Below are 14567 nucleotides of genomic sequence, written 5' to 3'. Positions count from 1 at the left end.
TTTTTGGTTTTTTTATTCCCTTTTTCCCTTTTAGTTCCAGAACATACCTTTTAACAATTAATGTTTTAACCTTCATTTATGTTGATACTTTTTTAATATATGTTTCATATCCTTGTGCTTCTAATTCTTCTGCTAACCGTCTAGCATTTTCTTCATTTTCAAATGCACCGACTTGAACGGTATATAAGACATCTTCTGTGTTGTTATTTTCCGTTTCCTCAAGGTCAAATAACTCAACTAGACCATTTACGTGGGCTTGGGCAATCTCAGTTAGGAAGGAAGAATTACTTAATTTTTCGGCTTCTGATTCATTATCAACAAACAGATTTTCCGTTAGAATAGCAGGCATAGCTGTCTCCCGTAGTACAGCAAAGTTCGCTTCTTTTTTTCCTCGATCAGTTACATTTAAAGTATTTACAATCACCTGATGCATTGTATCTCGTCTATTAACAGTTTCTGATGCTTTACTCGTATGAATATACGATTCAAAACCTGAACCCCCACCAGCATTTACATGAACAGAAATAAAGTAATCTGCATCCCAATCATTGGCCATTTGTGCTCTTACTGATAAACTTACCGATATATCCTTCTCACGACTTAATTGAACCTCTACATTTTCATATCTATTTAACAATGCCTGCATTTCTAAAGAAATCGTTAAAACCAAGTCCTTTTCAGCTAACCCATTTGCTTCAGCTCCAGCGTCATCGCCACCATGTCCAGGGTCTATAAAAATCTTGACCATTTGAATATCACCTCATTCTTATCCTACGAGTAATTCTAAGGACTGTATAGACAAAAATGGAATTAATTATGAAATGGTTAGAAGTACATGAAAGCCGAGTTAACAATTCATAACTAAAAATTAAATCAGTCTTAAAGGAGAAGGATAAAGATGAGGAGATTTATTATAGATAGAGATACAGCTTCAGATGATGTCGTTGCACTTATTAGGCACTGCGAGAGCCTAGTATAAAAGTAGAAGCAATAACGGTGGTGGCTGGCAATGTTACAATTGACTTAGCAGCTAAAAATGCCCGTATATCTATTGAAAAATCGAATACTTATACTCCACCTGTTTATAAGGGTGTAGGAAAGCCGTTTATGAGAGAGCTATTTACGTCAAAATATGTCCATGGAAAAGACGGAATGGGAGATTTAAACCTTCCAGAACCGTTATAAAAATAGAGCGAGAACATGCAGTTGATGCAATGATAAATCTCATTATGGATAACCCTGGAGAAATGGAAGTTGTCACATTAGGCCCGCTAATAAATCTTGCGTTAGCTTATTTAAAAGAACCGCAAATGGCAGTTGCAATTTCAGATGAAATCATTTTAAAAAAATATGAGGCTCATGCTTTTATTGAAACTAAAAGTGAACAGACCTATGGGCAATTCGTAATTGATCAGCACCATTTGTTAAGAAAATCAGTAAACGTTACGATTTGCGAGGAAGTAGATGCGAAAAGATTTAAGGAGCTGTTATTTAAAAATATTATCTAGCTATTTAAAGGAGAAAAGGGGCACTCAAATGAAAATGATTATGCCCCTTTTAGATATTTTTTTTGGTACTCATTTATTTAGATCGCTTTGAGGCCATTGGAGGTTGTTCCATCCATTGGTTTTTTATCATTAAATTCATACTACGTTTCACTCGCATAAGACTTAATTTTTAATTTGTAAGGGTACTACTTTTTCACCGATTGCACGGATTAATTCAGGAGGCAGAGGGAAGTTCAAGGATGCTGGATCAGCTGCTACGGCTGTAATCGTTTGTTGAAAAGCTTTCTCTGTAATATTATAAGACTCAAAATTGGAAGGAAGGCCGACTTTCTGCTGGAGCAATTTGATTTTCTCGACTACTTGACTAAGTAAAGTTTGAGGGTCGTCACTACTCAATCTGTTTATACTTAACGCTTCAGCCAACTCTTTTACTTTCGGTAAGTATAGATCAGGGACAGACTCTATGATAACTGGTAAAAATACTGCATTAGCCAACCCATGAGGAATACGGAATAAGGCCCCGTAAGCATGGGCAAAGTTATGAACAGGAATCGCATTTAAGGCAAAACTAAACGCTGTAATTCCCATAAGACTCGCTTGAAGCATTTCCATTCTTGCTACTTTATTGGCTCCATCCTCAACAGCAAGAGGTAGGTTTTTCTCGATCAAACGAATAGCATGAAGGGCATACGCATCAGTTAAACCAGTTGCAGTTGGAGAAGCAAGTGCTTCAATCGCATGCGTCAAAGCATCAAAGCCTGTGAATGCTGTTATGAATGGTGGTAAGCCAATGGTTAAGTCTGGATCTAAAATGGCAATATCAGCTGCAATAAAAGGATTTATAATACTCGTCTTTATTTTAAGATCTTCATTAAAAACAACCGAGATTGGAGAAACTTCAGAACCTGTACCAGCAGTAGTAGGAATTGAAATGTGGGGGATAGGGATATAGGTTGCTTGCGGAAATGACTCGTATAAAAATCCCCCTGGAATAGCCTCATTAATATTTGTCAAGCCTTTATGAAGAGAGTATTTTACAGCTTTTACTGTATCTAGAACACTTCCTCCACCTACCGCTAGTAGGGCATCTGCGTCTACATCTCTTGCATAACGTGTTGCCGCATTAACTGAAGAGCTTTCGGCATCTTGAGTAATGTCTAAGTATATACCTACAAGTTCTGGTCCCGAGCCTCCTGTAGTTAATTCAAACATTTGCGCTACTTTTTCTACAACCCCAGCTTGTTCAAGTCCTCTGTCACTAAATAAAACAACACGCTTCGCTCCTAATCCTTTAAAAAGATCAGGGACTAGTGCTCTAGTATTGGAACCATTATATATAGCTGTTCGTAATGAGAATTGAGATAAAGTTGTCGTTAACAAAAGATCACCCCATAATTTTTTTAGTTTTTGAAAAAGAGATTTAGTTAAGATTAGAGAATAATATTTGATACCAAGAACGATTTTTTAAATCAGAAACCATCGAAGAGTGAACATGTTTAAGTTGGGTATAAGCATCTAGTGATTGTTTCCCCATTTCACGACCGATTCCACTTTGTTTATATCCTCCAAACGGGGCATCATTTCGTAACATATGCCAGTCATTTATCCAAACAACTCCAGCGCGTAATTGTTTTGCTACTTTATAGGCTTTATTTACGTCTTCAGTCCACACACCCGCCGCTAAACCATAAATCGTATCATTAGCTTGTTTGATTGCGTCATTTATGTCTGAATAACGGATGATACTAAGTACAGGTCCAAATATTTCTTCTTGGGCAATTTTCATATCATTTGTAACGTTCGTAAATATAGTTGGTTCAATAAAGTGACCGCCTTCACAGCCTTCTACAGCTACTGCTTTTCCACCGCAAACAAGTGTTGCTCCTTCACTTAAACCAGATTCAATATAGGATAAGATCGTATCTTTCTGTTGCTTAGATATAACAGGACCAACGTCTGTCGTTTGATCTAATGGATTTCCAAGCTTTAGCTGCTTCGTTAAGGTAACAAGCCCTTCGACGACTTGATCGTGGAGTTGATCAGGGACAAATAACCTTGTACCAGACTCACATAATTGGCCAGAATGGAGGAAGACGCCAAATAAACTACCAGGTAAGGCTAGGTCTAAGTTTGCGTCGTCTAAAAGTATATTAGGCGATTTACCACCAAGCTCTAACGTAGTATTTTTTATCGTGTGAGATGCCATGCTCATAATATTTCGTCCTACTTCCGTAGAACCTGTAAAAGCAATTTTATCCACATCAGGATGATTGGCTAATGGTTCACCAACCTCTTTTCCTGAACCTGTTACTACATTAATGACACCTGGAGGAACGACTTGAGAAATAATCTCTGCTAATTTTAATGTCGTTAACGGAGTAAAACTCGCTGGTTTAATGACAATTGTGTTCCCAGTCGCAAGAGCAGGGGCAATTTTCCAAGTTGCTATTAACATCGGCATGTTCCAAGGTGTTATCGCTGCACAAACTCCAATCGGTTCACGCCAAACAAAATTTTGAGAGGGTCCTGGAAAAGGAGGGATAGGTAGCGTTTCAGAAAACGGATAGTCGACGACAATTTTAGCCATCGTCTGGAATAAGTCAGCCATTTGTAAAATATCACTACTTGATACTCTACGAACTGTTCCGCCTGAACTAATGACTTCCAAGTATGCTAATTCTTCAGCATTAGCAACAATTAAATGAGAAATCGTGTTTAATAGTTGTGCGCGATCCTTCGGCTTCATATTCGTCCATTCTTCATTTTCAAATGCCGTTTTAGCAGCTTGCACAGCGGCGTTAACATCAGCTTCATTGCCTTTTGCTACCTTTGCAATGACATCTCCTGTTGCTGGATTTTTTACATCAAAAGTATCACCAGTGACAGAAGGTACCCATTGCCCATTAATGAATAATGGAAAGTTCATTACTTCAAGATTAACCGTCATAAAGAAAAGCCTCCTTTTATTATTGGAACTGGACAAAATGACTTTCAAAAAACATAATTGCAGGCTATAATTAGATTGTATTTTAAATTTTCAATCTAGTAAGCGCTTACAAATATAATTTTATATACAAATTTTCTTGAGGAAAAGTACTGAAAATCGAGGGGTGAATATTGTCGAATGTTAGATGTGAAAGTGTTTGATTACATTCATAGTTTACAGACGATAGATGACCCACTAAAAAGAGTGGAGTGGATGATGAAAGGATGTACAATTTTCTTTCCTTTTAATAGAGGAACGATTTATACTTATTCACCATTAAATTATATTGGTGAAGGTATTCTATTGGTCGAAGACGGGAACATACAACCACTCAATATGATAAAAGAAGATGTACGAGATTTTCCACCTATTTATTATGCACTATCCAAAAAAAGACCTCATCAAACTACAATTGAACCTAAGAATTGGCCCATCCATTACATAGAACAATTTCAATTAACTTATCTCATTATCATACCTATTTGTTATAGCGGAACCGTTATTGGAACAGCATTAATTGATCGTTGTATAGATGATCGAGAAATTACAGCAGAGGTACTTGAAGATCTCTATCAATATTTCCAAATCTCCTCTCAATGGCTTTTACCACACTCTAAGACTAAGCACAAATTAAGTAAACGTGAAAAAGAAGTCCTACAGAAACTTTCCTATGGTTACAGTTTAAAAGAAATGGCAGATTTCATGGGGTTAAGCGAATTTACCGTTAGGGATTATTTAACATCAGCTAGTCGGAAGCTCGGAACTAAGCATCGAACGGAAGCTGTTGCTGTTGCGATGAGAAGTGGAATAATTATTTAAAGTATAGATAGGTATATAAAAAATAATAAAGTAAGCTTGTTCATCCGCACTGTGGAAGAACAAGCTTTTTCTTGTGAGTTAGTTCTTGTTATTAAATTTGCACCGTTAAGTTAAAATACAAGCTGTTTGTATAATTCTTACTTATACTAAACAGGGGGGATTATTTTCATCTAAACTGATACATAAATCGTTCCATATAGTAAATAAACAATTGATTATAATTACCTGAATAATAAGAGTTACTAGCATGTCCAGCATATGGGAGGAGGATTAATTCAGATTTTGAATTTCCTCTTTTTTTGTAGGTTTTATGAAAATTAATCGCTATCTTCTGATCAACAATCCCATCATGCGTCCCTTGACATATTAAGACAGGAGGACTATCTTTTGCTACTAAAAGTGAGGGGTCCAAAATGTCTTCTGATCCGTCAATTCCCACCACCGTTGCTAACCCATTGGCAGGATAAACAGGTATGACACCTTTAATTTTCAGCTTTGGATTTAAATAATCGTATCAATTACTAGCTGGCTAGCAAAGTGTTTATTTAATTGTGCGTTATTCAAAGAGCCTTTATCACCTGATGTCCAACCTCCACCATGAATTCTTATCAATACTGAATGGTTTCCAGGTAAGTCCTTTTTATAGGTAGTTGGCATATAAACATCAAAATGAAGCGTAATTCCTTTATCGACACCTTTTGTTCCTTCGTAATAAACAATATTTTCTTTAACCCGATAATTACGTGTGTTTACTCCAAAAAAGTAATCAGGCATTGAAAATGGAGTTTTTGTAAAAAAGTTACTTTCATTAGCAGGGATGATATCTTTTGGATCAACTCCAAACGCTTCCATATATCTTTGGTCCGCTTCATAAATGATAAACGGTGTCATTAACAACGGTAAACTAATTATTACCGTTAGTGAAATACCAACTATAGCTACCATCGATCCAACAAATGGTTTCGTTCCGTTCGGTAAGATTTTTAAAATAAGTACAGTTACTGCAAGGAAGATGATACTAAAAAATAAAGACAGCTGCGGGACGGCTACCTCAACAACATTAGCGCCTCTTCCTACAAGTAACTCGAAAGCTACATAAATACCTAATCCTAGACTTGCACTTAATATAATTAATATTGCTATATTTATAACCCATTTAATAAGTGAAGTTTCCCTTTTACAAGGCCGTTCCAGAGATAATTAGGTCTTTTTTGAATGACGTAAATTTAAGAGTGATAATAGACCACCAAAAAACAACAATGAAAAAAGTAACGTAATCGAAACTGTGCTCCGAGAAGATGTATTTGTTACTTCTTCTGATACATGCTTGTTCATAATCGGTACAATGAGCATTATTACGATCGTCATACATAAATAAAGGTAATCTAAGCTCCTTCCACCACTAGTTATTAATGTTAGGAGTATATTACCAATTAGTGTAAAGAAAAAAATGACCCCAAAAATATTCCACAGTCCATGAGAGATGTTTGTTACTAAATATATGATTGCAAGTATGATTGACAAACCATTTGCTGCAACTATTACTTGTATGAAATAACCATGTAGTCTCTCCTTAATAAATACTTCCTTGGATACCAGTTAGTGATCATAAATTTTCTTATTATAGTGTAACGTACTAAGTTTTAGGTTTTCACCTTATTAAAAAAATACTCATAAACATAAAGGGTTTTAGATGTATAAATTACGTATAAAAACATTGAACTTTTTTGTAATATAATTGGATATTTTGTTGTTTTATCATTTACCTTTGGGGTATAATCTTATATATTATCTGAATATTCAGATTTATTATAGTAGAATAGAAATTAGGGGTGGAGTAATCGTGTCTGAAGTGAAATTTTATTATGGGGATCAAGTACCTTTAGAGATGCATAAGGTGCGAATTGTGCAGAAAATCAACCTTAAACCAATTGAACGTCGTTTAGAGGCCATCGAGGAAGCAGGTTTCAATACATTTTTGTTGAAAAATGATGATATATTTATGGACATGCTAACTGATAGTGGCGTCAATGCGATGAGCGACAAACAGCAAGCCGCGATGTTAGAGGCAGATGATAGTTATGCAGGTTCAACGACTTTTACAAAATTAGATAATAAAGTACGTGAAATTTTTAAAAAAGAATTTTTCTTACCAATGCACCAAGGAAGAGCTTGTGAAAATATCATCTCCCAAGTGTTTGTTCAACAAGGAACAATTGTCCCGATGAATTATCATTTTACCACGACTAAAGCTCATATCGTGATTAATGGGGGGATTGTTGAAGAGATCTTCACAGACGAAGCACTTAAAATTACGAGCGAGCATCCATTTAAAGGAAATATGGACATTGACAAGCTTACTGGACTCATTGAAGAGCATGGTAGAGAGAAAATTGCTTTTGTACGTGTAGAAGCTGGGACAAACCTCATCGGTGGACAGCCATTTGCATTAGAAAACCTTGAAGAAGTCCGAAAAGTTTGCGACAAGTATGATCTCATGCTTGTTCTGGATGCTAGTTTATTAGCAGATAATCTTTACTTCATCAAACAAAGAGAAGAAAAATGTAAAGAAATGAGCATTAAAGAGATTACAGGAGCCATTTCGGATCTATGTGATATTATTTACTTCTCTGCACGTAAACTAGGTTGTGCTCGTGGTGGAGGAGTTTGTACAAATAATAAAGAGGCCTATCTTAAAATGCGTGAATTAGTTCCGCTCTACGAAGGATTCCTTACTTATGGTGGGATGTCTGTTCGTGAAATGGAAGCATTAACAATCGGTTTAGAAGAAACAATGGACGAAAATATGATTAATCAAGGACCTCAATTCATTGCTTATATGACAGAGGAACTTTTGAAAAAAGGGGTCCCTGTTGTAACACCTGCAGGCGGTCTTGGCTGTCACCTAAATGCGATGGAATTTCTTGATCATATTCCGCAAACCAAATACCCAGCAGGTGCACTTGCCGCAGCTCTATATGTTGTCAGTGGTGTTCGTGGAATGGAAAGAGGAACATTATCAGAGCAAAGAGAAGAGGATGGAAGTGAAACATTAGCACACATGGAATTACTTCGCCTAGCGATGCCACGACGAGTGTATACTCTTTCTCAAGTAAAATACGCTGTCGACCGCATTGCATGGCTTTATGAAAACCGTGATCTTATTGGTGGGTTAACGTATGTTGAAGAACCAAAAGTTTTGCGCTTCTTCTTCGGAAGATTAGAAGCTGATTCAGATTGGCCAGAAAAATTAGCAGCAAAGTTTAGAGAAGATTTTGGCGAAAGTTTATAAGTATCCAGAACAAAATGAATTACAAGTGATCAGGCGCTTACCCTATTGGGTAGCGCTTTTTTATTGGTTATAGAGAGGCTCGTGTAAAGAGCGCAAAGAACTTAACTTATATTGTTAGATAAACGAAAAAACTCGAAATAGAATTTAGTTAACTATTATTTATTTTTACATAAATTCAAAAATCCTTAACAAAAGTACAACAAACTGTACTTGTTTGACAAAACGTATGTTCCTATAATGGAGATAAAGGTATTTCATTTGAGTTTTTTAGAATAAATCGTAATCTGTAACATTGATTAAATATTAAAATTATAAAAAATGGAGGGAGAACAATGGCGAGAAATCCTGGTATAACTGATGATATAATAATTGATATGTATAAAAGCGGCATGTCGTATAAGGAAATGCAGACAATTGTTGGGATATCAGATCGTGCAATTCGTAATGTGATTTATAAACACGGGATAGACATGAATCGTAAACAATATTCAGGGCAACCTCGTAAACATAAAGTAAACGAAGATTTCTTTAAAGTTTGGACACATGAGATGGCCTGGGTTTTAGGACTGTTTGTAACAGATGGCTGTGTTAACAACAAAATTCATAGTGTGACTATAACTCAGTAGGATGAAAGAATTCTCCGATTGGTTGCTCAATTGATGGAAGCGGATTATGTATTGGCACCGATTGGTTCCACAAGGACAACTCCAACCTTAATTATTAATTCTAAGAAAATAAAAGAAGATCTAAATGGATTAGGGATCCGCGCTAAAAAGTCCCTGGATATACAATTCCCAGAAGTACCAGCAGAGTTTTTACCTTCATTTATAAGAGGAGTTATTGATGGGGATGGATGGGTTCAAAATACTGGCTATGTTATGAATGTCACAACAGCTAGCTTATATTTTGCTGAGGGACTATTACAAGTATTCCAATCTTGGAATTTAAGAAGTGAGATTACTATTACTAATAGTAATACTAGTAATATAATTTACCGCTTATGGGTAAAAGGAAAAGAAAGTCTACCTAAACTTGCAAATATTATTTACAAAGATAAAGATACATTAATTTATTACACTTCTGATAAAAAAACACGTATGAAAAAACATGAATAAGAGCGAAAAAATCAGCTGGCTGAGGTGAAATTACTATGTGGAAAAAAGTTAATGGTGAATTGATACATACAACCGATGAAACAAGAGTGAAATTTAGAACAAACATAAGTAAATCTATATTAGATCAACTTGAAAAAATTGCTTTAGAAAACGATACTTATGTAAATTACCTTATTGAAAGTGGTTTGCGTAATGTATTATCTGCAGGAACCATTACTTTTGATAAAAAAAATAGACCGAAAGATCGAGTGCAATTTAAAACGACGTATGATGAAAACTTACTGGAGAAAGTTAAGGAATTCTCTAAGGAACATAAATTATTTATAAATGATGTAATTGAATATAGTACCAACTTTATTGATGTAACAAATATTAAAGATCGAAGTTATAGATATAGGGTGGAATAGCGCATATTCCATTTTACCAAACAACGCCCCCGACATAATATATATTATAAGAACTTAAAAATTAAAAATATAAAAGCCGTTAATTACTAAATTTATAACGGCTTTTATCTCAATTGTTAAGTAAACTTGCAATAGTGAGACAGAATTTTAAATTTTAATTTGAATTCCATTTGCCACACGATCCCATGAATTACCAATGCCTTCTTTACGCAGCTCATATTTTTGAACTCGTTCAGTAGCTGTCTTTGGTAAGGATTTTTTAACTTCAATATATCTAGGTACCATATAATATGCCATGTTTTCAGAACAATACTGAATGAATGCCTCATAATTTAATTCTGCATTTTTTTGTAAAACAATTACAACTTTGACGTCTTCTTCCGATAACTCGGACGGTACACCTATTGCTGCACATTCACTAATGTCTGGATACTTGTTGACAACTTTCTCTATTTCGAATGAAGAAATGTTCTCACCGCGGTATCGTATACAGTCTTTAATACGATCTTTAAAATAAAAATACCCTTCTGTATCCATGAAGCCACGATCTCCTGAATGAAACCAACCATCTTTTACTGTTTCTTCAGTCTTTTCTTTCATTTTATAATACCCCATAAACTGAGTATTTGGCTGAAGTTCTCTAATGACAATTTCGCCTTCTTGTCCTGGGGTTAAGAAATCGCCTTTATCGTTGACGATTTTTACGTCTACGTAAGGCACTGGAAGTCCGATTGAACCCACTTTGATCTTCTCTAGAGGATTACAAAGAGCGATTGTTGCTGACTCGGATAAACCATATCCCTCAACAATAGTCATTTCAAAGCGTTCTTCAAATTCGTTCCATATTTCTTTAGGGGCTGCCCCACCAAAGGCCCTTGTTATTGTATTTAATTTATCTGCCTTCCCTACTGGTTGTTTATAAAGGATAGTTAACATGGATCCAATATAATTAAAAATTGTTGCATTGTGTTTTTCTATTTCACTCCAAAAATTCCGAGCACTAAACCTTTCAGATAATGCTAAAACCGTTCCAGATAACATAGCTCCCATTACTGATAATTGTTGTGCATTGCAATGAAATAACGGTAAGCAAGTATATAGTTTATCCCTCGTTGTAATATTCATCATTCGATGTACGAAAGTATTACCAGTATTTATATAAGTATAGTGCGGAAGAATTACACCTTTTGGTAGCCCAGTAGTACCAGATGTATAGATTATTGCCATCGGGTCATCTTGATTAATAATACTAGCAGGTTTGTCATTCATTGTTTCCTTAGTTACTCCATTTATAAAAGTACTACAATTCACAATTGATTTTAAAGAGTAAAGATCTTCTTTGATTTTACGAATTTCATCCTCATATTCTGAATGAAAAATGATCATAGTTGAGTCGGAATGGTTGAGGATATATTTTAAGCTTTCCCCTTTGATACTTGTGTTTAACGGGACCATTACCGCACCAAGTTTTGCTAGACCGAACCATATCCATAAGAACTCTGGACTATTTTTAAGCATCATAGCCACATGGTCCCCTTTTTTAATGCCGTACTGTTTTTTTAAATGATTTGCTGTTTGATTAGACTTTTCTTCTACTTCTTGATAAGTATATCTTTCTTCCTTAAATTCAAGAAAAGTTTGATGCGGAATATTTTGTGCGTTTAGTTCAATGACTTCTACTAAATTATTAAACTGCTTCATAATATCCTCCCTTTAACCAAAAATAAGTGGTATAAATGTTACGCCTAATGCCGCTACAATAAATAGTAAAAACATAGATACTAAACAATAACCCCAAATATCTCTAAGGGAGAGTCCTGCTAAACCTAGTGCAGGTAATACGAAGAAAGGTTGAAGTAAATTTGTGAGTAAATCTCCAATGGTCACTGTATTAATGGCTACGCTGATTGGAATACCCATTTCTTGTACTGCTTGAACCATAATAGGTCCTTGTATTTGCCATTGTCCTCCTGCAGATGGAACAAAGATATTTACGATTCCAGCCGAGATTAAACTAAATAAAGGGAACGTAAATTCATTTGAAATACTTACAAACCATTGTGAGATCAGTGTAATTAAGCCTGCTCCGACCATCATTCCCATTATTCCCGCATAAAATGGGAATTGAAGTGCAATTCCAGCTGCTGATGGCATTCCTTTAGTAATGGCATTAATATAGCTTTTCGGTGAACCATGTAGCGCTAAGCCTATCATTAAGAAAATAAAGTTAATAATATTTAATTCCAAATTAAACCCGTTATTACTAAAGTACATAATAATCCAAGTTAAGCCCATTGCCACTAATATGTAGGATAAGGCTTTGCTGTTTTCTAAAATTGAAGCAAATGTCTTTTTGGATGGTGGTTCGGGATTAATTTCAGCTGTAGCTGCAATTTCTTTATTTTGAAATTCTGTGAATGGTCTAACATCCTCTTTTTTTGGCGCCATTTTTCTATAAGCCCAAAGTGTTACAATGACAGAAACTAAGGCAACAATTAGTAACACTGGGCTGAAAATGGTTTCTGTTAATGGAATTAGGCCAATTTGTTCTTCTAGAGAGTGTCCTGGAGTATTTACGAGTAATGGAGCAGTTACAGTTATACTTGCAGGTAAAATAGCAACTGTACCTGTGTATGCAGCAGCGATCAGTATTCGATAATCTGCAGTTTGTACATTGCGAGCTACTTCCATGGCAAATAGTGTTCCTAATACGAAACCTAAACCCCAACTTAAGTAACCTGCTACTGCAGCAACTAAAATTGTTATTGTTAATGCTGAAGTTTGTGTTTTAGGTATTTTAGCTAGTTTTGTCATCCACTTTTTAACCAGTGGAGCTTGTGTAAGAGCATATCCTGTAATTAAAATAAGGAGCATTTGTGTAGTGAATGCTAAGAAGTTCCAAAACCCACCATACCAGTGTTCGATCATTTGAAAAAATGACTGTCCCCCTGCTGTCATTCCAAAAATGAGAGTGACAAAGGTTAATACGATTGCAAAAATAAATGCATTAGGTAGATAATTTTCAACGGCTACGTTAAACCTTTGCGATATTGACCTTAACAAGCAAACTCCTCCTCCATAAAATAAAGCGCTTTCAATTATCAGTAGTATAATTGCAGCCCTTTAAAGATTTATTCTATAATTAACAGACTGCAGTCTGTTAATTATAACCCTAATTTTATTTTCAATTTTCAGAATTGTCAATAACTATTTCATTTTTAAGAAATTGTTGTATGATAATACATAATAAGTAGTCATGTTGTTGACTAGGAGGTGTAGTGTGGTTACGAGAAAACAGAAAGCTCTTGAGACAAAAAATAAAATCTTAACTACCGCTTTAGATTTAATTGCTAAAAAAGGTTTTAACAATGTTAGCGTTGATGAAATTGTTGCAGTATCTAATACTTCTAAAGGAGCATTCTATACTCACTTTAAAACAAAACATGCGATATTTTATGAAACTTTTAAAGAAGTAGATGAATACTACCTTAAATATATTGAAGTTCAAAGCCCTTTTAATAATGTTTGTGAACAATTATTAGATTTTTTTGAAGCGATGATGACTTATATTCAAAAAAATATCGGTTTAGATGTTCTAAGGACTCTTTACATCAATGAATTGAACCCTGACCGTAGTAGTTTTTTTACGAATCCAGATCGCCCTCTATATCGTATTATTAACGAATTAATAATTTCTGGACAAGAGTCTGGTGAATTTACAGAAAACCTATCCGCTGAAGTAATTACTATGCAAATTTCTAGGGGTATCAGAGGCTCGTTATATGATTGGTGTTTATATAGTGAAAATTATAATCTAATAGAGGAATCAAAATTGTTTTTATCTTTACTTTTAGATGGTTTAAAGATAAAAAATAGTCGTAGAAGCCATTAAGAAATGGTCTCTACGACTATTTTATTTATTTTTCAATTTGTTGATCTTTTTCTTGTTCATTCCAATAATCTAGAACTTTAGCATCTAACACTTTAGCATCTACATATTTTCCTTGTTTTTCTGTAAATGACTGACTCCAGTCTAACTCTAATTCTTTTGCAAGTTTAACGACTGTTAATAGTTCCTGCCAAGCTACGTAACGTTTGTACCAAAAGAATTGTGGTTGTTCGCTCATGTATGGATATAGGTCGTCAAATTCTGTGTGCTTACAATCAATCGTACGCTCGAATTGCACTTTTGCGGTTTCAATTTTCTGAATAAAAAAATTAGCTAGCTCTTGTTTCATCATATTTATCACCTACATATATTATTTTTTAGTGACACTTTGTAATAAAACCTAACTATACTATTACTCTATCATAAAGATGTAATAGTATCTAGTGACTAGTTTTTGTTAGTTTACATAATATAATTATGTGATGCGTTTGTGCTAATTTATTATTAGGATTTAAGCATACATCTTGTAAAGAAGGGTTAAATTTCACCTA

Annotated in this window: 16 protein-coding genes; 8 read left to right on the top strand and 8 right to left on the bottom strand. The window is 34.8% G+C overall.

Going from position 1 to position 14567, the window contains the following annotated elements; translation table 11 throughout:
• Positions 1-76: 76 nt before the first annotated feature.
• Complete coding sequence (locus GKP30_RS06585; protein WP_216828626.1) at positions 77-748, bottom strand: N-acetylmuramoyl-L-alanine amidase; 672 nt, start codon at positions 746-748, stop codon at positions 77-79.
• Between the two features lie 212 nt (positions 749-960).
• Between GKP30_RS06585 and GKP30_RS06580 the strand changes: the two genes are divergently transcribed.
• Both GKP30_RS06580 and GKP30_RS06575 read left to right on the top strand, forming a co-directional pair.
• Positions 961-1185 carry a nucleoside hydrolase gene (locus GKP30_RS06580; RefSeq protein WP_236034945.1) on the top strand — a complete coding sequence of 75 codons (225 nt, stop codon included), beginning with the start codon at positions 961-963 and terminating at the stop codon, positions 1183-1185.
• A gap of 29 nt (positions 1186-1214) precedes the next feature.
• Complete coding sequence (locus GKP30_RS06575; RefSeq protein ID WP_216828624.1) at positions 1215-1508, top strand: hypothetical protein; 294 nt, start codon at positions 1215-1217, stop codon at positions 1506-1508.
• 162 nt (positions 1509-1670) lie between these two features.
• On the opposite strand, the gene GKP30_RS06570 is transcribed toward GKP30_RS06575, so the two are convergent.
• Together GKP30_RS06570 and GKP30_RS06565 are read right to left on the bottom strand one after the other, a co-directional pair.
• Complete coding sequence (locus GKP30_RS06570; RefSeq protein WP_216828623.1) at positions 1671-2888, bottom strand: iron-containing alcohol dehydrogenase; 1218 nt, start codon at positions 2886-2888, stop codon at positions 1671-1673.
• Between the two features lie 40 nt (positions 2889-2928).
• The gene (locus tag GKP30_RS06565; RefSeq protein ID WP_216828622.1) at positions 2929-4455 is read right to left on the bottom strand and encodes an aldehyde dehydrogenase family protein; all 1527 of its coding nucleotides are present in this window, start codon (positions 4453-4455) and stop codon (positions 2929-2931) included.
• Between the two features lie 177 nt (positions 4456-4632).
• Here GKP30_RS06565 and GKP30_RS06560 point away from each other — a divergent pair, with 177 nt between their 5' ends.
• Positions 4633-5313 (top strand): helix-turn-helix transcriptional regulator, encoded by a 681-nt coding sequence (locus GKP30_RS06560; RefSeq protein ID WP_216828621.1) that lies wholly within the window; start codon positions 4633-4635, stop codon positions 5311-5313.
• Between the two features lie 166 nt (positions 5314-5479).
• Here GKP30_RS06560 and GKP30_RS06555 read toward each other — a convergent pair whose 3' ends face one another.
• Together GKP30_RS06555 and GKP30_RS06550 are read right to left on the bottom strand one after the other, a co-directional pair.
• Positions 5480-5755, bottom strand: a complete 276-nt coding sequence (locus tag GKP30_RS06555) for an alpha/beta hydrolase family protein (protein ID WP_216828620.1) — start codon at positions 5753-5755, stop codon at positions 5480-5482.
• A 59-nt stretch (positions 5756-5814) separates the two neighbouring features.
• The gene (locus GKP30_RS06550) at positions 5815-6258 is read right to left on the bottom strand and encodes a hypothetical protein (RefSeq protein WP_216828619.1); all 444 of its coding nucleotides are present in this window, start codon (positions 6256-6258) and stop codon (positions 5815-5817) included.
• A gap of 898 nt (positions 6259-7156) precedes the next feature.
• On the opposite strand from GKP30_RS06550, the gene GKP30_RS06545 reads away from it, so the two are divergent.
• From GKP30_RS06545 to GKP30_RS06530, 4 genes are all read left to right on the top strand, one after another.
• Complete coding sequence (locus GKP30_RS06545; RefSeq protein WP_216828618.1) at positions 7157-8605, top strand: tryptophanase; 1449 nt, start codon at positions 7157-7159, stop codon at positions 8603-8605.
• A 332-nt stretch (positions 8606-8937) separates the two neighbouring features.
• Complete coding sequence (locus GKP30_RS06540) at positions 8938-9231, top strand: helix-turn-helix domain containing protein (protein WP_216828617.1); 294 nt, start codon at positions 8938-8940, stop codon at positions 9229-9231.
• Positions 9232-9264: 33 nt separating this feature from the next.
• Positions 9265-9720 (top strand): LAGLIDADG family homing endonuclease, encoded by a 456-nt coding sequence (locus GKP30_RS06535; protein ID WP_216828616.1) that lies wholly within the window; start codon positions 9265-9267, stop codon positions 9718-9720.
• A gap of 35 nt (positions 9721-9755) precedes the next feature.
• Positions 9756-10127 carry an rRNA methyltransferase gene (locus tag GKP30_RS06530; RefSeq protein WP_216828615.1) on the top strand — a complete coding sequence of 124 codons (372 nt, stop codon included), beginning with the start codon at positions 9756-9758 and terminating at the stop codon, positions 10125-10127.
• A 147-nt stretch (positions 10128-10274) separates the two neighbouring features.
• Here the strand turns inward: GKP30_RS06530 and GKP30_RS06525 are convergent, their stop codons facing one another.
• Positions 10275-11828, bottom strand: a complete 1554-nt coding sequence (locus GKP30_RS06525) for an ATP-dependent acyl-CoA ligase (RefSeq protein WP_216828614.1) — start codon at positions 11826-11828, stop codon at positions 10275-10277.
• A 12-nt stretch (positions 11829-11840) separates the two neighbouring features.
• Complete coding sequence (locus tag GKP30_RS06520) at positions 11841-13190, bottom strand: short-chain fatty acid transporter (RefSeq protein ID WP_216828613.1); 1350 nt, start codon at positions 13188-13190, stop codon at positions 11841-11843.
• Between the two features lie 217 nt (positions 13191-13407).
• Between GKP30_RS06520 and GKP30_RS06515 the strand changes: the two genes are divergently transcribed.
• Entirely contained in the window at positions 13408-14019 is a 612-nt protein-coding gene (locus GKP30_RS06515) for a TetR/AcrR family transcriptional regulator (protein ID WP_216828612.1), read from the top strand.
• Between the two features lie 25 nt (positions 14020-14044).
• Here GKP30_RS06515 and GKP30_RS06510 read toward each other — a convergent pair whose 3' ends face one another.
• A complete protein-coding gene (locus tag GKP30_RS06510; protein ID WP_216828611.1) occupies positions 14045-14368 on the bottom strand; it encodes a hypothetical protein in 324 nt (107 codons plus the stop codon).
• Positions 14369-14567 lie beyond the last annotated feature (199 nt).

It is taken from the genome of Alkalihalobacterium elongatum, from assembly GCF_019024285.1.
In the GTDB taxonomy this organism is placed as follows: Bacteria; Bacillota; Bacilli; order Bacillales; family Bacillaceae_F; genus Alkalihalobacterium; species Alkalihalobacterium elongatum.
Note: the sequence above shows the minus strand (reverse complement) of the source record. Positions and strands in the feature narration are given on the sequence as shown.

Coding starts and splice junctions, on each gene's coding strand:
- GKP30_RS06585 (WP_216828626.1), bottom strand. CDS start 748: ATGGTCAAGATTTTTATAGACCCTGGACATGGTGGCGATGACGCTGGA.
- GKP30_RS06575 (WP_216828624.1), top strand. CDS start 1,215: ATGATAAATCTCATTATGGATAACCCTGGAGAAATGGAAGTTGTCACA.
- GKP30_RS06565 (WP_216828622.1), bottom strand. CDS start 4,455: ATGACGGTTAATCTTGAAGTAATGAACTTTCCATTATTCATTAATGGG.
- GKP30_RS06560 (WP_216828621.1), top strand. CDS start 4,633: ATGTTAGATGTGAAAGTGTTTGATTACATTCATAGTTTACAGACGATA.
- GKP30_RS06550 (WP_216828619.1), bottom strand. CDS start 6,258: ATGGTAGCTATAGTTGGTATTTCACTAACGGTAATAATTAGTTTACCG.
- GKP30_RS06540 (WP_216828617.1), top strand. CDS start 8,938: ATGGCGAGAAATCCTGGTATAACTGATGATATAATAATTGATATGTAT.
- GKP30_RS06535 (WP_216828616.1), top strand. CDS start 9,265: ATGGAAGCGGATTATGTATTGGCACCGATTGGTTCCACAAGGACAACT.
- GKP30_RS06530 (WP_216828615.1), top strand. CDS start 9,756: ATGTGGAAAAAAGTTAATGGTGAATTGATACATACAACCGATGAAACA.
- GKP30_RS06525 (WP_216828614.1), bottom strand. CDS start 11,828: ATGAAGCAGTTTAATAATTTAGTAGAAGTCATTGAACTAAACGCACAA.
- GKP30_RS06510 (WP_216828611.1), bottom strand. CDS start 14,368: ATGATGAAACAAGAGCTAGCTAATTTTTTTATTCAGAAAATTGAAACC.